Here is a 20,825-nt window from a genome sequence, read left to right on the forward strand (position 1 = left end):
GACCACCGCCGACTTCTACGGCCTGAAGAACTACGGCGCCAACTACGGCGTGCTGTACACCGCTTGGGGCGTGTCCGGCTTCGTCGGCCCGCTGCTGGCTGGCTGGGCGGTGGACACCACCGGCACCTACAGCCTGGCGTTCACGATCTCGGCAGGCCTGCTGGCCGTCGCCATCGTGCTGGGCTTCATGACCAAGCCGCTGAAGCTGGCCAAGGCGGAAGAAACCGCTGCCGCCAACGCTTGATTCAAGGCGCAGCCATGAAAAAAGCCGACCCGCGGGTCGGCTTTTTTTTGTCTGGTGCCAGGCTCACGCGTGGGCGGCAGACTTCAGGCGCACGCCCTCGACCAGCACGTTGTGCGTGCCGTCGGATAGCCACAGCTGGCCGTCCTGCAAGGTGGCGGAGAACTGCATGCTGCGCTCGGCCATCGCCGCCAGTTCGGACAGGGTCTCGGGGCCGATGCCGACCACCGACAGGTTGTCGAAGCGGGACACCTTGTTCTCCATAGCCTGCCACCACACGTCGGACGCGCGGCCACCGTGGCTGTACACGATCACCTGTTCTGCGCGCGAGCACGCCTTCTTGATGCGCTTCTCGTCAGGCTCGCCCAGGTCTATCCACAGCTCGATCTCGTCCGAATAGTTCTTCTGCCACAGCGCGGGCTCGTCGTCGGCGCAGATGTCCTTGGTGAAGGCCAGCGTCTCGCTCGCGTTGAGAATGAAAGCGACCATGCGCAGCATCATGCGCTCGACGGTCTCGGAGGGATGGCAGGCCAGGGTCAGGTTGTGGCTGGCGTAGTAGCTGCGGTCCATATCGGAGATGTCGATATCGGCCTTGTAGATGGTGGCTTTGAGTGCCATGGGCGCGTCCGCAAAAGCACGCAGTGTACCGCATCTCGCGGCCCCGGGCCGGCAGGGGCTTGTCGCCTTGCCGGCCCGCCTTGCGTTTAGCCGCTGTTGCGCAGCCCGGCGGCGACGCCGTTGATGGTCAGGTGGATCGCGTACAGCGCCTCGGCGTCGTCGCTCTCCTCGCGCAGGCGCCGCAACAGCTCGACCTGCAGCACGCCCATCGCGTCGAGGTAGGGCAGCCGGGTGTCCAGGCTGCGTGCCAGCGTCGGGTTGTGCTCGAGCAGGCGGCTTTGCCCGGTGATCGCGTAAAACGCGGCCAGCGTATGCTGCCATTCGGCTTCGATGGTCGAGAACACCGCGTCCGATAGCGCCCGGTCGGCGACCAGCGACGCGTAGCGGCGGGCGAGGTCGAGGTCGGCCTTGGCCAGCACCTGTTCCATGTTCGACAGCACCACGCGGAAGAACGGCGAGTCGCGGTACAGCGCGCGCAGCGCGTCGGCGCCGGCGTCGCCGTGCCGTTCGAGGTAGGCCTCGACCGCCGAGCCGACGCCGTACCAGCCCGGCAGCATCAGCCGCGACTGCGACCACGAGAACACCCAGGGGATGGCGCGCAAATCGCGGATCGAGGTCAGGCTCTTGCGCGAGGCGGGGCGGCTGCCGATGTTGAGCTTGGCAATCGCCGTCACCGGCGTCGCCTCGAGGAAGTACTGCATGAAGCCCGGCATCTCGACCAGCGCGCGGTACGCCGCGTAGGCGTCGGCCGACAGCTCGGACAACAGCGCGGTATCTGTGGCGTCGCGGCGGTCTTCGGCGAGCGTCGCCTCCAGCGTCGCCGCGACCAGCGCCTCCAGGTTGCGCGCAGCGATGTCCGGGTCGGAGAACTTGGCGGTGATCACCTCGCCCTGCTCGGTGATGCGGATGCGCCCGGCGACCGAGCCGGCCGGCTGCGCGATGATCGCCTCGTAGCTCGGGCCGCCGCCACGGCCGACCGAGCCGCCGCGGCCGTGGAACAGCTGCAGGCGCACGCCGGCGCCGGCGAACACTTCGACCAGTTGCTGCTCGGCGCGGTAGAGCTCCCACTGGCTGGTCAGGTAGCCGCCGTCCTTGTTGCTGTCCGAGTAGCCGAGCATCACTTCCTGCAGCATGCCGCGGCTTTGCAGAAGCTGGCGGTACCACGGCAGCGCGAACAGCTCGCGCATGATGCCGGCGCCGGCGCGCAAGTCGCCGATGGTCTCGAACAGCGGCACGATGTTGACGCTGCCGACCGGGCTGCCGTCGACGATGCGAAGCAAGCCGGTCTCCTTCATCAGCAGCGCCAGCGCCAGCAGGTCGCTGACTGCCGCGCAGTTGGAGATGATGCTCTGCGTGATCGCGCCGTCGCCAAGCGCCATCTTGACGCGCGCGGCCTCGCGGAAGATCGCCAGCTCTTTCTGTACCGGCGCGCTGTACTCGAGGAAGGGCGAGTACAGCAGGCGCGGCGTCGCCAGCTCGCGCCGGAGCACGCGCACGCGTGCCGCCTCGTCGAGCGCGAGGTATTCCTCGAGGCCGGCCTGCGCGAACAGCTCGGCGACGGTCGACGCGTGGATGTCGGCGTGCTGCCTGAGGTCGAGCGGCATCAGGTAGAAGCCGAACACGTCGAGCGCGCGGCGCAGCCTGAGCAGGCGGCCGCCGGCGAGGATGGCGCTGCCGTGCGCCTCGAGCGAGTCGGCGATCAGCGCGAGGTCGGCGATCACCGCCTGCGCGTCGGCGTAGGGCTCGCCCGCGCACCAGCGCCCGCCCACCGGCAGTTGGAGCGCGCGCGCGGTCGCGCCCAGGCGCCCTTCGATGGTCGCCAGCGCGCGGCGGTATGGCTCCTCGCGGCGGCTCTCGGCGTCGTCGGGCGACACCGCCGACAGCGCGTCGACCGCGGCCGACACGCTGACCATGCGGCTGGACAGCGACAGCTCGCGGTAGAGGCCGGAGAGTTCGTAGAAATAGTGGGCGAACGCGGTCTCGGCCTGGCGGTCGCTCGCCAGGCGCAGTACCGACGCGTCGACGTTGGGGTTGCCGTCGCGGTCGCCGCCGATCCAGCTGCCGACGCGCAGGAAGGACGGCAGGCGCGGGCGCTCGCCCCAGCGCTCGGCGATGCCGCGGCCGAGCGCGTCGTAGATGCGCGGCAGCGCGGTGAAGAACGACAGCGGGTGGTAGGCGACGCCGTTCTCGATCTCGTCGGCGACCGACATCCGGAAATGGCGGATCTCGGAGGTCTGCCACAGCGCGAGGATGGCGCGCCTCAGGCGCAGTTCGAGGTCGGCCTCGTCGTCGGGCGTCACGTCCGGGTAGTGCAGGCGGGAGAGGAAGCGGCGCACCGCGCGGTGCGCGTCGAGCACGCTCTGGCGCTGCACCTCGGTCGGGTGCGCGGTGAGCACGGCGGTGACGTTGGCATCGGCCAGCATCGCAGTCAGGCGCGCCAGCGGCAGGCCTGCGCCGTGCAGCGCCGACAGCGCCCGGCTCAAGCTACCCTGCTGCGGCGCGGAGCCGGCCTGGCGGTGCGCGCGGCGGCGGCGGGTGTGGTGCAGGTCTTCGGCGATGTTGTAGAGCTGCGCGTACAGGCTGCACGCACGCACCAGCGCGGTGGTCGCCGCCGGCGACAGGCGCTCGAGCATGGGCAGCGCGCCCGCGGTGGCGTGCACCTCGAGCGGGATCGCGCGCACTTCATGGTAGGTCTCGTCGCCGGCCTGCTCGCGCAGCACCTCGCCCAGCAGCCGGTCGAGCCGCGCGAGGTCTTCGCGCAGCGGTAAATCCTTGTCCAGTTCTTGTGTCATTGGCGTTTTCCACCCTTGAGTCGGCTTGCGGGGTCAGGCCATGATATATGGATGAATGCCGCCCATGTCCTGTTACCCGACTTCGCCCTGATTGTGTCCGGGTTCCTGTTGCGCCGCGCCCACGTGGTCGGCGGCGCCTTCTGGCCCGAACTGGAAAAATTCGTCTACTTCGTGCTGTTCCCGCCGCTGCTGTTCTGCGCGCTCGCGCGCGCCGAACTCGACGTCGCCTCCAGCGTGCCGATGCTGGCCGCCGGCGTGCTGTTCACCGTCGCCGGCTTCGTGCTGGCGATGCCGGCCGGCCGGCTGTTTGCGCTGCCGCCGCCTGCGTTTGCCGCCGGCCAGCAGGCGGCGTACCGCTTCAACTCCTACGTCGGCTTCGCGGTGATCAGCACGCTGGCCGGCGACGCCGGCATCGCGACCATCGCGCTGCTGTTCGGCGCGCTGATCCCGCTAGTCAACCTGATGGCGGTCTGGCAGCTCTCGCGTGCCGGCGACGGCCGCCTGCTCGCCGAGCTTGCGAGCAACCCGCTGATCTGGGGCATTGTCGCCGGGCTCACGGTCAACCTCGCCGGTGTCGCCGTGCCCGATCCGCTGTTCGACGCGGCGCGCCTGCTCGCCGACGCCGCGCTGCCGCTGGGGCTGATCGCGATCGGCGCCGGCCTGCGCTTTGCCGGCGCGCGCCGCCACCTGGCGCCCGTCGTCTACTGGACGGTGGTCAAGCTCGCGCTGCTGCCGCTGATGGCGTACGCGCTCGCCGCGTGGTTCGGCATCGGCGGCGTCTACCAGAGCGCGCTGATCGTGATGGCCGCGCTGCCGACCGCGACGTCGACCTACATCCTCGCCGTGCGCATGGGCGGCGACGGCCCGCTTGCCGCGCTCCTGGTCACCGTCTCCACGCTGTCGGCGATGCTGACGCTGCCGGTGGTGATCTCGACCCTGCTCTAGGCGGGGGCAAGCCCCTGCCATGCTAGAATCATCGCCAAATCCATACCTTCAGGAACGGCGATGAAAAAGATCGTGATCGCCAGCCGCGAGAGCCGGCTGGCCATGTGGCAGGCCGAGCATATCAAGGCCAGGCTCGAGGCACTGTACCCGGAACTGACGGTCGAGATCCTCGGCATGACCACCCGCGGCGACCAGATCCTCGACGTCACGCTGTCGAAGATCGGCGGCAAGGGTCTGTTCGTCAAGGAACTCGAGGTCGCGATGCTCGAGGGCCGCGCCGACCTGGCCGTCCATTCGATGAAGGACGTGCCGATGCACCTGCCCGAAGGCTTCGCGCTCGCCGCCATCTGCGAACGCGAAGACCCGCGCGACGCCCTCGTCTCCAACCGCTACGCGAGCCTCGCCGAACTGCCCGCCGGCGCCGTGGTCGGCACCGCCAGCCTCAGGCGCGAGTCGCAGATCCGCGCGCGCTACCCGCACCTGACGGTGAAGCCGCTGCGCGGCAACGTGCAGACCCGCCTCGCCAAGCTCGACGCCGGCGAGTTCGACGCGATCATCCTTGCCGCATCCGGCCTCAAGCGGCTGGGCCTCTCCGGGCGCATCCGCACCGAGCTTGCGCCGTCGGAGAGCCTGCCCTCGCCGGGGCAGGGCGCGCTGGGCATCGAGATCCGCGCCGACCGCGCCGACCTCGCCGAACTGCTCGCGCCGCTCGATCACGCCGACACCCGCGACTGCGTGACCGCCGAGCGCGCGCTGTCGCGTCAGCTGGGCGGCAGCTGCCAGGTGCCGCTGGGCGGCTTCGCGACGCTCAGCGACGACGTGCTCACCCTGGGCGGATTCGTCGCCCACCCCGACGGCTCGGTGATGCTGACCGCGACCGCCAGCGCGCCGCGCGGCTACGCCGACGCGCTGGGCCGCGCGGTCGCCAAGCGGCTGGTCGACGACGGCGCGCAGCAACTGGTCGACGCCGTCCTCGCCGGGGCATGAGCGGCCCGCTCGTCCTCGTCACCCGGCCGGCCGCGCAGTGCGCGGCGCTGGCCGCGCGGCTGGCGGCGGCCGGCTATACGCCACGGCCGTTCGCGCCGCTCGAACTTGTCCCCGACCCGGTGGCGCTCGCGCGCCTGCCGGCTCAGCTTGCCGATGCCGACTGGCTGATCCCGGTCAGCCCCGGCGCCGTCGACATCCTGTTTTCCATCCCGCAGCTGGCACTGCCCGCCACGCTCAGGCTCGCCTGCGTCGGCCGCGGCAGCGCCGCGCGGCTGGCCGAGTTCTCCGGCTGGCCGGTGCTGCACCCGGCCGCGGGCAGCGACAGCGAGGCGCTGCTCGCGCTCCCCGAACTGCAGGCGCTGGATGGCGCGCGCGTGCTGATCGTGCGCGGCGACAGCGGCCGTGCGCTCATGGCCGACACGCTGGCCGAGCGTGGCGCCGAGGTGACGTTTGCCGCGCTGTACCGGCGCGTGCCGGTCGACCCGGGCTGGGCCGTGCTTGCCGCCGAGCAAACTGTCGCCGCGCTGGTGGTGACCGCCAGCGAGATCGCGACCGCGCTGTTCGCGTCAGCGCCGCCGGCGCGCCGCGACTGGCTCGCCCGCCAGCGTTTCGTCGCGCTGCACCCGCGTGTCGGAGAATGCCTCTACGCGCTTGGCGCAGAGCAGGTGACGGTCGCGGCCCGTGCCGACGACGCGGCGCTGGTCGAAGCGCTCGACCGCGTTTGATTGTGCGGCAAGCGGCGCACGCCGGCGATACGGGTTGCCCCGCACCCGGGCGCACCTCAGGCGCCGGACTCCGCGAGCCTCGCCAGTAAGGCCGCCAGCGCCGGCTGAGCCAGCGCGTCCGGCGCGAAACACAGGCCGATGCGGCGCTTGAGTGGCGGCGCGTCAAAGCGCGCGCTGCCGCAGCCGGCCGGCAGCAGCCCCTCGGGCAGCCAGGCGACGCCGACGCCGGCACCGGCCATCGCGGCGGCGAGCGCGAGCGACGCCGCGCGTTGCGGGTGCGCCGGCGCGTACTCGCCCAGATGCGCGAGCAGCTTTTGCTGCGAGGCGTGTGGCGGACACATCACCCATTCCTCGCCGGCGAGCGCCGCGGGCGAGAGCACGCGGCCGGACAGCCGGTGGCCCGGCGGCAGCGCCAGCACGAATTCCTCCTCCCACAAGGGCTCGAACAGCTCGTCCTCGCAGCGCAGGCTCTCGCAGCCGACGCGCGCGTCGCCGGTGCAGCCGTCGGCCAGCGTCAGCAAGAGCGCGGGCGTGGCCGCCGCGACGCGGGCGAGTGCGCCGACCCGGCGCGGGTCGAGGTCGGCCTCGACGCCGAGCGTCAGCGCGAGGCAGGCGTCGTCCTCGCGGAAGCGGCGGGCGAGCGCGTCGGCGTCGGCGATCAGCCGCTTGGCCTGCGGGTAGAGGCGGCCGGCGGCGTCGGTCGGCGCGACGCCACGCGGCTGGCGGACGAATAGGCTGACGCCCAGCTCTTCCTCCAGCGCGCGCAGTGACGCCGACAGCGTCGGCTGCGTCAGGTGCAGCAGTTGCGCGGCCTGGGTGATGTTGCGCGCGTCGAAGACGGCGACGAAGGCGCGCAGGGCGCGAATATCCATAGAAAAATCCGATGGCAGGAAGCGAAACAAACGATTTTTCGCCGAGGCAAGCGCTGACTATAGTGCAGTGCGTGGCGCTTGCCATCCCGGATTTCTATTTCAGGAGACAATGATGGATAAACCTCTGGTCGTGATCACCGGTGCCAGCTCCGGTTTCGGCGAGGCCTGTGCCCGCCTGTTCTCGTCGCGCGGCTACCCCTTGCTGCTGCTGGCGCGCCGCCTCGAGCGACTCGAGGCGCTCGGCCTGCCCAATACGCTGTGCCGCCGCGTCGACGTGACCGACCGCGCGGCGCTCGCCGCGGCGCTGCTTGAAGCCGAGGCGCTGTACGGCCCGGCCGACCTGCTGGTCAACAACGCCGGGCAGATGCTGCTGGGCAAGCTCGCCGGGCAGGACCCGGCCGAGTGGGAGCGCATGCTCGACGTCAACGTGCTGGGCGTGCTCAACGGCATCCACACGGTGCTGCCGGGCATGCTGGCGCGCCGCCACGGCACCATCGTCAACATCAGCTCGATCGCCGGGCGCAAGACCTTCCCCAACCACGCCGCCTACTGCGGGACCAAGTTCGCCGTGCACGCGATCTCGGAAAACCTGCGCGAGGAAGTTGCGCTGCAGGACGTGCGCGTGATCACCATCGCGCCGGGCGCCGCCGAGACCGAACTGCTCAGCCACACCACCGACGAGGGGATCAAGCAGGGCTACGACGCGTGGAAGGAGCAGATGGGCGGCGTGATCTCGGCGGGCGACATCGCCGAGGCGGTGCGCTACGCGTACGAGCAGCCGCAGGACCTGTGCATCCGCGAGATCGTGCTGGCGGCGACGCGGCAGGAACCGTAAGGCAGGGCAAGCGGGCAGCCAAGCTGCCCCTTGCTACCCGGGCGGAGCGTTCCGCCCGTTTTTTTTTGCGGCGCCCAAGGGCGCAGGAGTCAGGAAATGCATGAAGTTTCGGTCATCGGCCTCGGGGCCATGGGGTCGGCGCTGGCGCACGTCATGTGCGCGGCCGGCTGGCAGGTGACGGTGTGGAACCGCAGCGCGGACAAGGCACGCGCCCTGCAGGCGCAGGGCGCACGGGTGGCCGGCACGGCGGCGCAGGCTCTCGCGGCCAGCCCGCTGACCCTGATCTGCGTCGACAACTACCCGGCCAGCTTGTCCACCCTGGAAACGGCGCAGGCCGCGGTGTCCGGCCGCCTGCTGGTGCAGCTGTCGACGGGGGCGCCGCAGGGCGCTCGCGAGCTGGAGGCCTGGGCGCATGCGCACGGCGCGTCCTACCTGGACGGCGCCATCCTCGCCTTTCCCGAGCAGATGGGAACGGCCGACGCGTCCATCATCGCCTCCGGCGCCGAGGCGGCGTTCCGGGCTGCCGAACCCTGCCTGCGCCAATTGGCGCCGGCGCTAGACTATCTGGGCACCGCCGTCGGCGCCGCGTCGGCGCAGGACTGCGCGGTGGCGACCTACTTTGCCGGCGGCCTGATCGGCGCGTTGCACGGCGCGCTGATCTGCGAGGCCGAAGGGCTGCCGGTGGACGCGTTTTGCGCGCAACTGGCCGAGTTGTCGCCGATTCTCGGCGGCGACGTCCGCCATCTGGGCGCGACGCTGGCGCGCGGCGAGTTTGACGCGCCTTACGCTTCGCTTAAAACGTGGAGCGCGGCCATTACCCGGCTGCGGGTGCACGCCGAGAGCAGCGGCATCAATGCGGACTTCCCGTCGTTTGCCGCCGCCCTGTTCGAGCGCGGGGTTGCCGCCGGTTACGGCGCACAGGAGGTCTCGGCGCTGATCAAGGTGTTGCGCGCGCAAGGCTGAGCGCCCGGCGGCCGCGCCCGTGCTGGCCGCTGGCGCGGCCTTGAAGTTACAATGACATAACCGCGCGGACGCCTGCGCCGCGATGTCGAACTTCAGCATGGGCCCGTAGCATGAGCGACACTCCGATGACCGACCCCACTCCTTCCGCCGGCCAGAGTGCCCCTGCGGCACAGCCCGCACCTCGTCACGGCACGCTCAACGTCGCGCTGCTGGTCGCGCTGGCCGCGCTGGGCGTCTCCGGCTGGCAGTTCTACCAGACCCAGACCCAGCTGGCCGAAACCCGGCTCGAGCTCGCCCGCCAGATCGCCAGCAGCGGCATCGGCGAGCGCGCGCTCAAGGTGCAGGCCGACGCGACCGCCAAGGCGCTGCGCGACACCGAGACCCGCCTCGTCCAGATCGAGGCGCGCGTCAACGAGTCCGCCGGCCAGTATGCGACGCTCGAGGGCATGTACCAGTCGCTGACCAACAACCGCAGCGACTGGCTGCAGGCCGAGGTCGAGCATTCGCTGACCATCGCCAGCCAGCAGCTCCTGCTGGCCGGCAACGTCGGCGCCGCGGTGTCGGCGCTGGAAATGGTCGAGGCGCGGCTCGCCCGCTTCGACAACCCGCAGCTGATCGCGCTCAAGCGCGCGGTCAGCAAGGACCTCGCCTCGCTCAAGTCGCTGCCCTACGTCGACAGCGTCGGCGTCACCCTCAAGCTTGACCAGCTGATGCTGGCCGTCGACGCGCTGCCGCTGGCGGTCGACCACCACCGGCTGGGTCCGGCCAAGGTCGCGCAGCGCGCCGCGCTGCCTCAGACCGCGCCGTGGTGGGAGCGCGCGCTGTCCGACTTCACGCACAGCATCGGCGAGCTGGTCAATATCCGCCGCATGGACAAGCCCGAGGCGCTGCTGCTGTCGCCCGAGCAGGCCTTCTTCCTGCGCGAGAACCTGAAGATGCGTTTGCTGGACGCGCGCATCGCGCTGATGGCGCGCCAGGGCTCGACCTTCGCCACCGACATCGCGGCGGCCGAGAGCTACGTCGCGCGTTACTTCGACCGCGACGCGCCGGCGACCCGCCAGTGGCTGGCCACGCTCGCCACCCTCAAGGATGTGCCGCTCGACGTCGAGCTGCCCGAGCTGACCGGCAGCCTCAAGGCCGTGCATGACCTGCAGGGACAGGCGGAGGTGAAACCGTGAAATTCGTCCTGTGGATCGTCGGCCTGTTCGCGCTGGCCGTGCTGCTCGGCCTCGCCGCGACCGTCAACAACGGCTACGCCATCCTGTTCTTCCCGCCTTACCGGCTGGAGGTGTCGTTCAACCTGATGATCATCTCGGTCTTCGTGCTGATCGCCGTCGCGCACGCGCTGCTGCGCCTGCTGTCGCTGGCGGTGCGCCTGCCCGAGGAGGTGCGCCAGTTCCAGCGCCAGAAGAAGCTGAAGGCGTCGCGCCACGCGCTGCGCGAGGCGGCGCTGTCCTTCTTCGAGGGGCGTTACCAGAAGGCCGAGCGCGAGGCTGCGCGCGCGATGGAGGACGAGTTCGCCGTCGAAAACCGCGCGCTCGCGCTATTGATCTCGGCGCGTTCTGCCGCGCAGACGCAGGACAAGGCCCGGCGCGACGCCTGCCTCGAGCGCCTGGGCGAGCTGCCCGAGCGCCTGCAGCTGGCCCGCCACATGCTGGAGGCCGAGCTGCGCTACGAAGACCGCGATACGCTCGCTGCGCTATCCGCCGTCGAGCGCGCGCGCGCGCTGTCGCCCAACCTGACTTCCGCGCTGCGCCTGGAACTGAAGATCCGTCTGCAACTGGGCCAGCCGGAGGCGGTGCTGCAGCTGACCGAGAAGCTCCTGAAGGCCGACGCGCTGGACGCTTCGCAGGCGCGCCGCTACCGGGTCGCCGCGTACCGCCAGCAGCTGGCCGCGCTGGTCGACGGCGAATCGCTGCTGCGCTGGTGGGGCAAGGTGCCGCAGGTCGAGCGCGGCAACGACGAGCTGCTGCTCGAAGTCGCCGAACGGCTGTCCGCCCTGGGCGAGGCCGACCGCGCCGCCAGCCTGCTCGCCGAACGGATCCCGGACAGCGAGGACACCGCGCTGGTGCAGGCGCTGGCCAGGTTCGCACCCGCGCTGTCCGACGAGCGGCGCAAGGGGCTGCTGCGCGACGCCGAGGCCTGGCTGCGCGATCGCCCGCGCGACGCCGCCCTGCTGTTCGCGCTGGGCAGCCTCGCGCAGACGCAGCAGCTGTGGGGCAAGGCGCAGAGCTACTACGAGGCCAGCCTGTCGGTGGCGCCGTCGCTGCAGGCGACGGCCGCGCTGGCCGCCCTGCTCGAGTCGCTCGACAAGCCGGAAGCCGCCGAGCGTTACCGGCAGCAGGCGCTGCAAATGGCGCTGGCCGCCGAGTCCTGAGCCGTTCAGGCGTAAAAAAGCCCACCCGAGAGGGTGGGCTTTTTTGTGCGCGGGGTGCTCAGTTCGCCTGCTCCCGGCGCGCGCGGCGGGCGAGCACCGCTTCGGAGAGCATCGCGAGCAGCTGTTCGGTGTCGTTCCAGCCGATGCAGGCGTCGGTGATGCTCTGGCCGTAGGCCAGGTCGCAGCCGGATTTCAGGTCCTGGCGGCCTTCGACCAGATGGCTCTCGACCATCACGCCGTAGACATGCTCCTCGCCGCCGGCGAGCTGGGCGCAGACATCCTGGCCGACTTCCATCTGCCGGCGGTAGTCCTTGCGGCTGTTGGCGTGGCTGAAGTCGACCATCAGGCGCGGTGCGAGGCCGACCGCGGCGAGTTCGGCGGTGGCGGCGCGCACATGCGTGGCGTCGTAGTTCGGCTCCTTGCCGCCGCGCAGGATCACGTGGCAGTCCGGGTTGCCGCCGGTTTGCACGATCGCCGAGTGGCCGGCCTTGGTCACCGACAGGAAGTGGTGCGGCACGCTGGCGGAGCGGATCGCGTCGATCGCGATCTTCAGGTTGCCGTCGGTGCCGTTCTTGAAGCCGACCGGGCAGGACAGGCCGGACGCGAGTTCGCGGTGGACCTGGCTCTCGGTGGTGCGCGCGCCGATCGCGCCCCAGCTGATCAGGTCGGCGAAGTACTGCGGGGTGATCATGTCGAGGAATTCGGTCGCCGCCGGCATCCCCATGTTGTTGAGGTCGAGCAGCAGTCGGCGCGCGATGCGCAGGCCGGCGTTGATGTCGTACGACTCGTCGAGGTGCGGGTCGTTGATCAGGCCCTTCCAGCCGACCGTGGTGCGCGGCTTCTCGAAGTAGACGCGCATCACGATGATCAGCGAGTCGGCGTACTGCTCGCGCAGCTTCATCAGGCGGGCCGCGTATTCCTTCGCCGCGCCGATGTCGTGGATCGAGCAGGGGCCGACCACGACCAGCAGGCGGTCGTCCTCGCCGTGCAGCGCGGCGGCGATGTCGCGGCGGGTGTTGTACACCACCTCCGACGCCGGCTCGTTCAGCGGCAGCTCGTACATATGGGCGATCGGGGGCAGCAGTTCCTTGATCTGGCGGATCCGGACGTCGTCGGTCTGTCTTTGCATGGGCGGGCTCTCTGGTTTGCGTTCCTTTGCACAGACAATACCCGCTATGACGCCGTGCGCCAAGCCCTGCTCGCCAATGTCATGAAGGCGCCGCGCAATATAAATGCTGCATATCATGCATCCAGATTTCAGATTGGCATTAAGTTGCGCGCCGTCCGCGCTGATCGCTGGCCGCGTGTCGCGCTGCACCGTCAAAGCAAAGGGCACCCCGTGGGGTGCCCTTTGCCGGATGCGCAAGCGCGGCTCAGTCGGCGTACTGGCGCTTCATGCGCTCGCGGCGTTCCTGCGCCTCGACCGACAGCGTCGCGGTCGGACGCGCCATCAGGCGCTTGAGGCCGATCGGCTCGCCGGTGTCCTCGCAGTAGCCGTAGGAACCGTCGTCGATCTGGCGCAGCGAAGCCTGGATCTTCTGCAGCAGCTTGCGCTCGCGGTCACGGGTGCGCAGCTCCAGCGCGTACTCTTCCTCGAGCGTCGCGCGGTCGGCGGGATCCGGCGTCGACTCCTGTTCCTGCAGGTGGCTGGCGGTCGCGTTGGCGTTGTTGACCAGCTCCTGCTGCGTCTGCAGCAGCAACTCCTTGAAGAACTCGAGCTGGTCGGCGTTCATGTAGTCGTCGCCATTCCAGTTGAGGATGTCCTGTTCGGTCAGTTTGGCCATATTGGGGTTCTTCCAGCTGAGTGTGGGCGATAGGCGTGGAAGATTACCGACGGCATGGTCAAAAGGCAACTCTGTTGGCGAGCCTGCCTGCACGCCGGTGCAAATCCTGCCCGAAGTTATAGCCAGCAGGGCACAGCGCGGCAAGATCCTCCCCGGGGGCTTATTTCTGCCCGAGGATCCACTTGGAGAGCGCCTTGAGGTCGGCATCCGGGATCGCCGGGTTCGGCGGCATGGGCACCGGGCCCCAGCTACCGGCGCCGCCGGCCTTGATGCGGGCGGCCAGCTTGGCCTCGGCGCCCTTGTCGGCCGCGTAGCGGCGGGCGATGTCCTGGTAGGACGGGCCGACCACCTTGCGGTCGGTCGCGTGGCAGGCGGTGCAGGTGTACTTCTGCGCGAGCGCGATGCTCGCGAAGGCCGGGCTGCTGGCCGCGGCCAGCAGCAGGCTGAGCAACAGGGTGTTTTTCATTTGATGCCTTTGTCCTGGGTTGGGCCGTTCGGCCGATTGTGCAATGTTCCCGTCTATAGCGCCAGTTGCAGCTGGGAGAGGAAGGTGCCCTCCAGCACGCGCACCGGCAGCATCAGGATCACCTGCACGATGAGCAGCAGCACCAGCGGCGACAGGTCGACGCCGCCGACGCGCGCGCGGGCGAACGGCGCGAGGAAGGGGCGGGTGAGCGCCGACAGGATGGGCGCGAGCCCGTTGTACGGGTTGACCCAGCTCATGATCGCCTGCACCAGCACCGCACCCATCAATAGATAGAGCGACTGCGAGAACAGCGTGAGCACGGCGAGCAGCGTCAGCATCAGCCAGTTGTGCGGTGACGCGAAGCTGTACGGCATCGGCCCCAGCAGCAGGATGGCGACGATGGCCAACAGGCTGGCCAGCCACGCGCAGGCGATGGTCGCGCTGTCGTAGCCGCGCACGCTGGGCAACACGCGGCGGACCGGCAGCACCAGCCAGTTGGTGCAGGCCATCACGAACTGCGCGAGCGGGTGGCGGAACGGGATGCGCGCCACCTGCAGGTAAAAGCGCAGCAGCAGCACCAGCACGAACAGGTCGGAAATGGTGCGGATCAGGAACTGTAGCGTCTGCACCAGCATGTCAGTCGCGCCCCAGTTCGTTGCCCATCTCGATCGAGCGCAGCCGGCAGTCCTCGGCGCCGGCCTTGATCGCGGCCTTCACGCCTTCGGCGTCGAAACGCGCGATCGCGCGCTCGGTGGTGCCGCCCTTGGACATCACGTTCTGGCGCAGCGTGGCTACCGGCAGCAGGCTGTTGCGGGCGAGCTCGACCGCGCCGTCGAAGGTGGCGAGCACCAGGCGGCGCGCCTCGGCCTCGTCGAAACCGGCGGCGGTGGCCGCTTCCATCATGCTCTCCATGAAGTAGAACACGTAGGCCGGGCCGCTGCCGCTGATGCAGGTAATGTCGTCGATGCCGGCCTCGTCGTCCAGCCACAGCGTGTCGCCGACCGCGCGCATCACCGTTTCGGCCGCCGTGCGATCCGCCTCGTCGACTGCCGGCGCGGCGAACAGGCCGGACATGCCCTTGCCGACCATCGCCGGCGTGTTCGGCATCACGCGCACGATGCGGCTGTGGCCGGACAGCCAGCGCGATAGCGCGTCGGCGCGGATGCCGGCGGCGATCGAGACCACCAGCGCGCCGTCCAGCTTGCCCGCCAGTTGGGTGCAGACCTCGCGCAGCACCTGCGGCTTGACCGCCAGCACGACCACTTCGTCCTGCCCGAACGCTGCCGGGGCACTCTCCAGCGCGGCCACGCCGTAATCGGCGGCCAGTTGCGCGCCCTTGGCGGCGTCCGGCTCGACGACGCGGATGCGGTGGCCGCCCTCGCGGGCGAGGCCGGCGACGATGGCCGCGGCCATATTGCCGCCGCCGATAAAGGTGATGTTCATGGGGTGCTTCCTTCCTGGGGGGCTTCAGTTTGCGGATAGGTGCGCGCGCCGAAGACGGCGGTGCCTACCCTGACCATGGTACTGCCGGCGGCGACCGCGGCTTCGAGGTCGGCCGACATGCCCATCGACAGCGTGTCGACGGCGTATCCTTCCGCCTGCAAGGCGGCCTGCAGGCGGGTGAGCGTGCCAAAGCGCGCGGCGAGCACCGCCGCGTCGTCGCTCGGCTCGGGGATGCACATCAGCCCGCGCAGGCGCAGGCCGGGCAGGCGGGCGACCGCACGCGCGAGTTCGAGCGCCGTATCCGGCGCGCAGCCGCTCTTGCTCGCCTCGCCCGAGACGTTGACCTGCACCAGCACGTTCAAGGGCGGCCGCCCGGCCGGACGCTGCGCCGACAGGCGCCCGGCGATCTTCAGCCGCTCGACCGAGTGCACCCAGTCGGCGGTCTCGGCGACCGGCCGCGTCTTGTTCGATTGCAGCGGGCCGATGAAGTGCCATTCGAGGCCGCGGCCCGCGAGCGCGTGCGCCTTGTCGACCATCTCCTGCACGTAGTTCTCGCCGAACGCGCGCTGCCCGGCGTCGGCGGCCGCGGCGACGGCGGCGGCCGGCTGGGTCTTGCTGACCGCGAGCAGCATGACCGCCCCTGCCGGCCGGCCGGCCTCGCGGCAGGCGCTGCCGATCCGCGCGCGGACCTGGGCGATGGCGTCGGCGATGGTCTGTGGCATGTGGCGGGTCCTCGGGTTGGGGCGTGGCATCTTTGGTCGCACGCGGGCGTCGGTGCGGGGTGCCGGCGTATCCAACGCCGGTGGCAACCCTTACAATCGTCCCGAGTCCGGCGCGGGGGCGCCATGCGGGCGGCAAAACTTAGGGGATTATAAATGCAAATATCCGAGCTTCTGGCATTCACGGTGAAGAACAAGGCGTCCGACCTTCACCTGTCCGCCGGCCTGTCGCCGATGATCCGCGTGCACGGCGACGTGCGGCGGATCAACCTGCCGCCGATGGAACACGCCGACGTACACGACATGGTGTACGACATCATGAACGATTACCAGCGCAAGGCGTTCGAGGAGAACTACGAGTGTGACTTCTCGTTCGAGCTGCCGGGTGTCGCGCGCTTCCGTGTCAACGCCTTCCTGCAACACCGTGGCATCGCTGCTGTGTTCCGGGTGATCCCGTCCAAGGTGCTGACGCTCGAGGAATTGAATGCGCCGAAGATCTTCCGCGACATCGCCGAGTTCCCGCGGGGCCTGGTACTGGTGACCGGGCCGACCGGCTCGGGCAAGTCGACCACGCTGGCGGCGATGGTCGACTACGTCAACGACAACCACTACTCGCACATCCTCACCGTCGAGGACCCGATCGAATTCGTCCACGAGAGCAAAAAGAGCCTGGTCAACCAGCGCGAACTCGGCCTGCAGACGCACAGCTTCGCCAACGCGCTCAAGAGCGCGCTGCGCGAGGACCCGGACGTGGTGCTGGTCGGCGAGATGCGCGACCTGGAGACGATCCGCCTCGCGCTGACCGCGGCGGAAACCGGCCACCTGGTGTTCGGCACCTTGCATACCAGCTCGGCGGCGAAGACCATCGACCGTATCGTCGACGTGTTCCCGGCCGGCGAGAAGGAGATGGTGCGCTCGATGCTGTCCGAGTCGATCCGTGCGGTGATCTCGCAGACGCTGCTGAAGACGCGCGAGGGCAACGGCCGCGTCGCCGCGCACGAGATCATGCTGGGCACGCCGGCGATCCGTAACCTGATCCGCGAGAACAAGATCGCGCAGATCAACTCGATGATCCAGACCGGCCAGCAGCACGGCATGCAGACGCTGGACCAGTGCCTGCAGGAGCTGGTGCGCCGCGGTCTGGTGAGCAGCGCCGAGGCGCGCGCCAAGGCCGCCCAGAAAGACCTGTTCTGAGACCGGGAGACTGACGATGCAAAAAGACCAGGCGTCCAAGTTCATCAACGAGCTGCTCGCGCACGCGATCGCGCGCAACGCGTCGGACATTTTCATCAGCGCCGACTTCCCGCCGGCGATGAAGGTCGACGGCAAGATCACGCCGGTGTCGCCGCAGCCGCTGACCGCGCAGCACACCCGCGAGCTGGTGCGCGCGGTGATGAACGACCGGCAGACCGAGGAGTTCGAGTCGAGCAACGAGGCCAACTTCGCGATCAGCCCGCCGGGCGTCGGCCGCTTCCGCGTCAGCGCCTTCATCCAGCAGGGCCAGGCCGGCATGGTGCTGCGCAAGATCAACACCGAGATCCCGTCGTTCCAGAAGCTCGACCTGCCGCCGGTGCTCGCCGACATCTCGATGATCAAGCGCGGGCTGGTGATCTTCGTCGGCGGGACCGGCTCGGGCAAGTCGACCTCGCTGGCGGCGCTGGTCGACTGGCGCAACACGCACGCGGCCGACCACATCATCACCATCGAGGACCCGGTCGAGTACGTGCACCCGCACAAGAAGTCCATCGTCACCCAGCGCGAGGTCGGCACCGATACCGAAAGCTGGGACGTCGCGCTGAAGAACACCCTGCGCCAGGCGCCGGACGTGATCCTGATGGGCGAGATCCGCGACCGCGAGACCATGGGCTACGGCCTGCAGTTCGCCGAGACCGGCCACCTGTGCCTGGCGACCCTGCACGCCAACAACGCCAACCAGGCGCTCGATCGCATCCTCAACTTCTTCCCCGAGGAGCGCCACCAGCAGGTGTTGATGGACTTGTCGCTGAACATGAAGGCCATCGTCTCGCAGCGGCTGATCCCGCACGCGTCGGGGCAGGGCCGCGTCGCGGCGGTCGAGATCCTGCTCAACACGCCGCTGATCTCGGACATGGTGTTCAAGGGCGAGGTGTCGGGCATCAAGGAGGTGATGGCGCGCTCGCGCGAGCAGGGCATGCAGACCTTCGACCAGGCGCTGTTCGAGCTCTACGAGGCCGGCAAGATCAGCTACGAGGAGGCGCTGAAGAACGCCGACTCGGTCAACGACCTCAGGCTGAAGATCAAGCTGTACGGCGAGGGCGGCAAGCAGCACGACCCGCTGTCGGGGATCGACCACCTCGATATCGTATAATCCGGCGCATGTCAGCCGCCCCCGCCTACCGCCTGTTCTTCGCCGCCTGGCCCGACGACGCCTGCCGGCACTGGCTCGACCAGCAGGTCGAGCGCCTGCACGACGCCTGCCGCGGCCGCCAGGTGCCGCCGCGCCAGTTGCACCTGACGCTGGCCTTCGTCGGCGAGGTCGACCCGGCGCGCCTATCCGACGTATACGCGGTCGGCGAGCGGGTGGCGGCCGGGGCCGAGGCCTGCCAGCTCAGGCTCTCCCGGCTCGCGGTCTGGCCGAACGGCATCGGCTGCGCGCTGCCGGCGCGGGTGCCGGGCAGGCTCGCGCGTCTGGCGCGTGCACTCAACGGTGCGCTCGCCGACGCCGGCCTGCCGCACGAGGCGCGCGCGTTCAAGCCCCATCTGACCCTGCTGCGCAAGGCGCAAGCGGACGAGGCCGGCGTGCCGCATCCGGACGCGCCTGCGCTGTTCGCCGTCGACCACCTGTCGCTGGTGGTGTCGCGGCTGACCCGCTCGGGGCCGATCTACCAGGAACTCAGGCGCTGGCCGCTGCCTGCGCCTGCGCCAACGCCCCCAGCCTGACCAGCGCCGCGACAAAACGCTCGTCGAGCGCGCGGCAGCAGGTCAGCCGGAGGCAGTGCCGGTAGCGGCTGCCGGCCGAATAGAGCGTGCCCGGCATCACCACGATGCGTTCGGCGAGCGCGGCCTCGGCGAGCCGCGCGGTGTCGACCGAAGGCGGCAGCTGCAGCCAGAGCAGGAAGCCGCCGGAGGGCCGCGTCGCCGTGGTGCCTGCCGGGAAGTGGCGGGCGACGAGCCCGCGCACGGTATCGACCTGCTGCGCGTACAGCCTGCGCAGCGCGCGCAGGTGGCGGTCGTAGCCGCCATTCTCCAGGAACTCCCCGACCACCTCACCGAGTAGCATTGGCTCGGCGATGCTGCTGGCGAATTTCAGCCGGCGCACCGCGTCGCCGAAGCGCCCCGCCTCCAGGTAGCCGACCCGGTAGTCCGGCGCCAGCGTCTTGCTGTAGCTCGCGCACACCATCACCCAGCCCGCTTCGTCGAAGGCCTTGACCGCCGGCGAGGGCACATCGGCGAACTGCAGCTCGGCGTACAGCGCGTCCTCGATCAGTGGCACCCGGTATTGGTTGACCAGCCGCGCCAGCCGCTGCTTGGCCGGCAGCGGCATGGTGCAGCCCAGCGGGTTGTGCACGGTCGGCATCGCCACCAGCGCCGCGAGGCGCCCCTCCGAGAGCAGCATCTCCAGCGCGTCGAGCGACAGCCCCTGCTGCGGGTCGGTCGGCAGCTCGAGCACCTTCAGCCCCAGGCTCTCCAGCAGCGGGTAGAGGTTGAAGTAGGTCGGCGACTCGACGCCGACGGTGTCGCCCGGCCGGGTGACTGCCCTGAGCGCGAGCTGCAGCGCTTCCATGGTGCCGTGGGTGAGCACAATGTCGTCCGGCGACAGCCGCATGCCGAGGTCAAGCGCGCGGCGGGCGATCTGCGCGCGCAGCCGCGGCGAGCCCGGTGGCAGCGCGTAGCGGCCGATCAGGCCGGGCGCCTGGCGCAGCAGCGTACCGGTCAGCCGCGCCAGCCGCTCGACCGGGTAGAACGGCGCGCCGTGCGGGCAGGCCAGCGCGAGGTCGAGGTGGTCGTCTCGTCCTTGCGCGGCGAGGACGCCGTCGACCAGCGTCTGCTGCGTGGCCGGCGGTGCGTCCCGCAAGGCCGGCCGGGCGTTCAGCGGCCCGGGCGGCGCGGCCAGCGCGCTTCTCACGTAATAGCCGGATTGCGGCCGCGCTTCGACCAGCCCCTGGTCTTCGAGCAGGCGGTAGGCGGCGGTCACCGTGTTGAGGCTCAGCGCGTGGCGGCCGGCACAGGCGCGCACCGACGGCAGGCGGCTGCCGGCGCCGAGGGTGCCGCCTTCGATGGCGGCGGCCAGTTGGGCGGCCAGTTGCTGGTAGCGGGGCAGGGGATGCATGGCGATAGGTGCAGTCGAGGGGCGGATGGAAGGTGACAGTTGTCAGAATATCGCATCTGTCACCCATGCAAATCGTTATTTCTGCATCTGTCACCATCCGGGCGCCCGCCCTAGCATGGAGGCCTGACTTTCATCGATCGGGAGACGATCATGTTCGACGCGCTGGCCTTTGCCACCTATATGGGGGTGATGTCGGTCACCCCCGGCCCCAACAACCTGATGCTGGCCACCTCCGGCGTGAACCACGGTTTCCGGGGCACGTTGCCGCACATGCTGGGCATCAGCGCGGGCTGCGCGCTGCAGCTGGTGCTGACCGTCGCTGGCTGGGCGTGGCTGACGCGCGGGCTCGAACAGTGGCGGCTGCCGCTGGCCTTCGCCGGCTGCGCTTATCTGATGTGGCTGTCGTGGCAGCTGTGGCGTTCGGCGGCGCCGGGTGCGCGCGAGGCGGGTCGGCCGCTGGGTTTTGTCGGCGCCGTGCTGTTCCAGTGGGTGAACCCGAAGGCCTGGCTGATGACGGTCAACGCGGCGCTGGTGTTCGCGCCGGGTGACGGGGCGGGGACGCTGGCGATGGCTTTGCTGGCCGCCGCGGTGAACCTGCCGTGCATCGCGGTGTGGGCGCTGTTCGGCGACCGCCTGCGCACGGCCTTGCAGGACGCGCGCCGCCTGCGCCGCTTCAACGCGGCGATGGCGTTGCTGCTCGCCCTCACCGCGTTGTGGTTGCTCGCCGATGCGGCCGGCTGAACGGCTGC

Annotated in this window: 22 protein-coding genes; 12 read left to right on the plus strand and 10 right to left on the minus strand. The window is 69.9% G+C overall.

Annotated elements, in window-relative coordinates; genetic code table 11:
* A partial coding sequence (locus E5K04_RS02490) for an MFS transporter (protein ID WP_136551337.1) occupies positions 1-244 on the plus strand: 244 nt, incomplete at its 5' end.
* Positions 245-307: 63 nt separating this feature from the next.
* On the opposite strand, the gene E5K04_RS02495 is transcribed toward E5K04_RS02490, so the two are convergent.
* A complete protein-coding gene (locus tag E5K04_RS02495) occupies positions 308-859 on the minus strand; it encodes a YaeQ family protein (protein WP_136551338.1) in 552 nt (183 codons plus the stop codon).
* A gap of 86 nt (positions 860-945) precedes the next feature.
* Positions 946-3,651, minus strand: a complete 2,706-nt coding sequence (gene ppc / locus E5K04_RS02500) for a phosphoenolpyruvate carboxylase (RefSeq protein ID WP_136551339.1) — start codon at positions 3,649-3,651, stop codon at positions 946-948.
* A 51-nt stretch (positions 3,652-3,702) separates the two neighbouring features.
* Between ppc and E5K04_RS02505 the strand changes: the two genes are divergently transcribed.
* From E5K04_RS02505 to E5K04_RS02515, 3 genes are read left to right on the plus strand one after another with little or no spacing between them, the layout of a single operon-like run.
* Positions 3,703-4,596 (plus strand): AEC family transporter, encoded by an 894-nt coding sequence (locus tag E5K04_RS02505; protein ID WP_136551340.1) that lies wholly within the window; start codon positions 3,703-3,705, stop codon positions 4,594-4,596.
* Between the two features lie 60 nt (positions 4,597-4,656).
* Complete coding sequence (gene hemC / locus E5K04_RS02510; protein WP_136551341.1) at positions 4,657-5,583, plus strand: hydroxymethylbilane synthase; 927 nt, start codon at positions 4,657-4,659, stop codon at positions 5,581-5,583.
* On the plus strand, positions 5,580-6,308 hold the full coding sequence (locus E5K04_RS02515; protein WP_136551342.1) for a uroporphyrinogen-III synthase: 729 nt from the start codon (positions 5,580-5,582) through the stop codon (positions 6,306-6,308). Before hemC ends, E5K04_RS02515 begins: the two co-directional genes overlap by 4 nt.
* Positions 6,309-6,364: 56 nt before the next feature.
* On the opposite strand, the gene E5K04_RS02520 is transcribed toward E5K04_RS02515, so the two are convergent.
* Positions 6,365-7,180 (minus strand): LysR family transcriptional regulator, encoded by an 816-nt coding sequence (locus E5K04_RS02520; protein ID WP_136551343.1) that lies wholly within the window; start codon positions 7,178-7,180, stop codon positions 6,365-6,367.
* Between the two features lie 112 nt (positions 7,181-7,292).
* Here E5K04_RS02520 and E5K04_RS02525 point away from each other — a divergent pair, with 112 nt between their 5' ends.
* From E5K04_RS02525 to E5K04_RS02540, 4 genes are all read left to right on the plus strand, one after another.
* Complete coding sequence (locus E5K04_RS02525) at positions 7,293-8,015, plus strand: SDR family oxidoreductase (protein ID WP_136551344.1); 723 nt, start codon at positions 7,293-7,295, stop codon at positions 8,013-8,015.
* A gap of 96 nt (positions 8,016-8,111) precedes the next feature.
* Positions 8,112-8,978, plus strand: a complete 867-nt coding sequence (locus E5K04_RS02530; RefSeq protein WP_136551345.1) for an NAD(P)-dependent oxidoreductase — start codon at positions 8,112-8,114, stop codon at positions 8,976-8,978.
* Between the two features lie 110 nt (positions 8,979-9,088).
* Positions 9,089-10,156, plus strand: coding sequence for a uroporphyrinogen-III C-methyltransferase (locus tag E5K04_RS02535; RefSeq protein ID WP_235844229.1), 1,068 nt, complete (start codon positions 9,089-9,091; stop codon positions 10,154-10,156).
* Entirely contained in the window at positions 10,153-11,355 is a 1,203-nt protein-coding gene (locus E5K04_RS02540; protein WP_136551346.1) for a heme biosynthesis HemY N-terminal domain-containing protein, read from the plus strand. Before E5K04_RS02535 ends, E5K04_RS02540 begins: the two co-directional genes overlap by 4 nt.
* 58 nt (positions 11,356-11,413) lie before the next feature.
* Here E5K04_RS02540 and aroG read toward each other — a convergent pair whose 3' ends face one another.
* The 6 genes from aroG to E5K04_RS02570 form a co-directional block, all read right to left on the minus strand.
* The gene (aroG, locus tag E5K04_RS02545) at positions 11,414-12,484 is read right to left on the minus strand and encodes a 3-deoxy-7-phosphoheptulonate synthase AroG (protein WP_136551347.1); all 1,071 of its coding nucleotides are present in this window, start codon (positions 12,482-12,484) and stop codon (positions 11,414-11,416) included.
* A gap of 244 nt (positions 12,485-12,728) precedes the next feature.
* Positions 12,729-13,139 carry an RNA polymerase-binding protein DksA gene (gene dksA, locus E5K04_RS02550; RefSeq protein WP_136551348.1) on the minus strand — a complete coding sequence of 137 codons (411 nt, stop codon included), beginning with the start codon at positions 13,137-13,139 and terminating at the stop codon, positions 12,729-12,731.
* A 160-nt stretch (positions 13,140-13,299) separates the two neighbouring features.
* Positions 13,300-13,605 (minus strand): c-type cytochrome, encoded by a 306-nt coding sequence (locus E5K04_RS02555; protein ID WP_136551349.1) that lies wholly within the window; start codon positions 13,603-13,605, stop codon positions 13,300-13,302.
* A 53-nt stretch (positions 13,606-13,658) separates the two neighbouring features.
* The gene (locus E5K04_RS02560) at positions 13,659-14,240 is read right to left on the minus strand and encodes a YggT family protein (protein WP_136551350.1); all 582 of its coding nucleotides are present in this window, start codon (positions 14,238-14,240) and stop codon (positions 13,659-13,661) included.
* A gap of 1 nt (position 14,241) precedes the next feature.
* Positions 14,242-15,048 (minus strand): pyrroline-5-carboxylate reductase, encoded by an 807-nt coding sequence (gene proC / locus E5K04_RS02565; RefSeq protein WP_136551351.1) that lies wholly within the window; start codon positions 15,046-15,048, stop codon positions 14,242-14,244.
* Positions 15,045-15,770, minus strand: coding sequence for a YggS family pyridoxal phosphate-dependent enzyme (locus E5K04_RS02570; RefSeq protein ID WP_136551352.1), 726 nt, complete (start codon positions 15,768-15,770; stop codon positions 15,045-15,047). The genes proC and E5K04_RS02570 overlap by 4 nt, the downstream gene beginning before the upstream one ends.
* A gap of 153 nt (positions 15,771-15,923) precedes the next feature.
* Between E5K04_RS02570 and E5K04_RS02575 the strand changes: the two genes are divergently transcribed.
* Genes E5K04_RS02575 through thpR form a run of 3 tightly spaced genes read left to right on the plus strand, consistent with a single transcriptional unit; the run spans position 15,924 to position 18,686 of the window.
* On the plus strand, positions 15,924-16,961 hold the full coding sequence (locus E5K04_RS02575) for a type IV pilus twitching motility protein PilT (RefSeq protein WP_136551353.1): 1,038 nt from the start codon (positions 15,924-15,926) through the stop codon (positions 16,959-16,961).
* 16 nt (positions 16,962-16,977) lie between these two features.
* Positions 16,978-18,114: a PilT/PilU family type 4a pilus ATPase gene (locus E5K04_RS02580; RefSeq protein ID WP_136551354.1), complete on the plus strand. Its 1,137-nt coding sequence runs from the start codon at positions 16,978-16,980 to the stop codon at positions 18,112-18,114.
* A gap of 8 nt (positions 18,115-18,122) precedes the next feature.
* The gene (thpR, locus tag E5K04_RS02585) at positions 18,123-18,686 is read left to right on the plus strand and encodes an RNA 2',3'-cyclic phosphodiesterase (protein ID WP_136551355.1); all 564 of its coding nucleotides are present in this window, start codon (positions 18,123-18,125) and stop codon (positions 18,684-18,686) included.
* On the opposite strand, the gene E5K04_RS02590 is transcribed toward thpR, so the two are convergent.
* Positions 18,640-20,076 (minus strand): aminotransferase-like domain-containing protein, encoded by a 1,437-nt coding sequence (locus tag E5K04_RS02590; RefSeq protein ID WP_136551356.1) that lies wholly within the window; start codon positions 20,074-20,076, stop codon positions 18,640-18,642. The two genes, thpR and E5K04_RS02590, sit on opposite strands and share 47 nt — an antisense overlap.
* A 150-nt stretch (positions 20,077-20,226) precedes the next feature.
* On the opposite strand from E5K04_RS02590, the gene E5K04_RS02595 reads away from it, so the two are divergent.
* On the plus strand, positions 20,227-20,817 hold the full coding sequence (locus E5K04_RS02595) for a LysE family translocator (protein WP_136551357.1): 591 nt from the start codon (positions 20,227-20,229) through the stop codon (positions 20,815-20,817).
* Positions 20,818-20,825: the final 8 nt, after the last annotated feature.

The sequence above is a fragment of the Crenobacter intestini genome (genome assembly GCF_004919095.1).
Lineage (GTDB): Bacteria > Pseudomonadota > Gammaproteobacteria > Burkholderiales > Chromobacteriaceae > Craterilacuibacter > Craterilacuibacter intestini.

Coding starts and splice junctions, on each gene's coding strand:
- E5K04_RS02555 (WP_136551349.1), bottom strand. CDS start 13,605: ATGAAAAACACCCTGTTGCTCAGCCTGCTGCTGGCCGCGGCCAGCAGC.
- E5K04_RS02570 (WP_136551352.1), bottom strand. CDS start 15,770: ATGCCACAGACCATCGCCGACGCCATCGCCCAGGTCCGCGCGCGGATC.
- dksA (WP_136551348.1), bottom strand. CDS start 13,139: ATGGCCAAACTGACCGAACAGGACATCCTCAACTGGAATGGCGACGAC.
- E5K04_RS02535 (WP_235844229.1), top strand. CDS start 9,089: ATGAGCGACACTCCGATGACCGACCCCACTCCTTCCGCCGGCCAGAGT.
- E5K04_RS02595 (WP_136551357.1), top strand. CDS start 20,227: ATGTTCGACGCGCTGGCCTTTGCCACCTATATGGGGGTGATGTCGGTC.
- thpR (WP_136551355.1), top strand. CDS start 18,123: ATGTCAGCCGCCCCCGCCTACCGCCTGTTCTTCGCCGCCTGGCCCGAC.
- E5K04_RS02590 (WP_136551356.1), bottom strand. CDS start 20,076: ATGCATCCCCTGCCCCGCTACCAGCAACTGGCCGCCCAACTGGCCGCC.
- hemC (WP_136551341.1), top strand. CDS start 4,657: ATGAAAAAGATCGTGATCGCCAGCCGCGAGAGCCGGCTGGCCATGTGG.
- E5K04_RS02495 (WP_136551338.1), bottom strand. CDS start 859: ATGGCACTCAAAGCCACCATCTACAAGGCCGATATCGACATCTCCGAT.
- ppc (WP_136551339.1), bottom strand. CDS start 3,651: ATGACACAAGAACTGGACAAGGATTTACCGCTGCGCGAAGACCTCGCG.
- E5K04_RS02515 (WP_136551342.1), top strand. CDS start 5,580: ATGAGCGGCCCGCTCGTCCTCGTCACCCGGCCGGCCGCGCAGTGCGCG.
- E5K04_RS02560 (WP_136551350.1), bottom strand. CDS start 14,240: ATGCTGGTGCAGACGCTACAGTTCCTGATCCGCACCATTTCCGACCTG.
- E5K04_RS02575 (WP_136551353.1), top strand. CDS start 15,924: ATGCAAATATCCGAGCTTCTGGCATTCACGGTGAAGAACAAGGCGTCC.
- E5K04_RS02520 (WP_136551343.1), bottom strand. CDS start 7,180: ATGGATATTCGCGCCCTGCGCGCCTTCGTCGCCGTCTTCGACGCGCGC.
- E5K04_RS02525 (WP_136551344.1), top strand. CDS start 7,293: ATGGATAAACCTCTGGTCGTGATCACCGGTGCCAGCTCCGGTTTCGGC.
- aroG (WP_136551347.1), bottom strand. CDS start 12,484: ATGCAAAGACAGACCGACGACGTCCGGATCCGCCAGATCAAGGAACTG.
- E5K04_RS02580 (WP_136551354.1), top strand. CDS start 16,978: ATGCAAAAAGACCAGGCGTCCAAGTTCATCAACGAGCTGCTCGCGCAC.
- E5K04_RS02530 (WP_136551345.1), top strand. CDS start 8,112: ATGCATGAAGTTTCGGTCATCGGCCTCGGGGCCATGGGGTCGGCGCTG.
- E5K04_RS02505 (WP_136551340.1), top strand. CDS start 3,703: ATGAATGCCGCCCATGTCCTGTTACCCGACTTCGCCCTGATTGTGTCC.
- proC (WP_136551351.1), bottom strand. CDS start 15,048: ATGAACATCACCTTTATCGGCGGCGGCAATATGGCCGCGGCCATCGTC.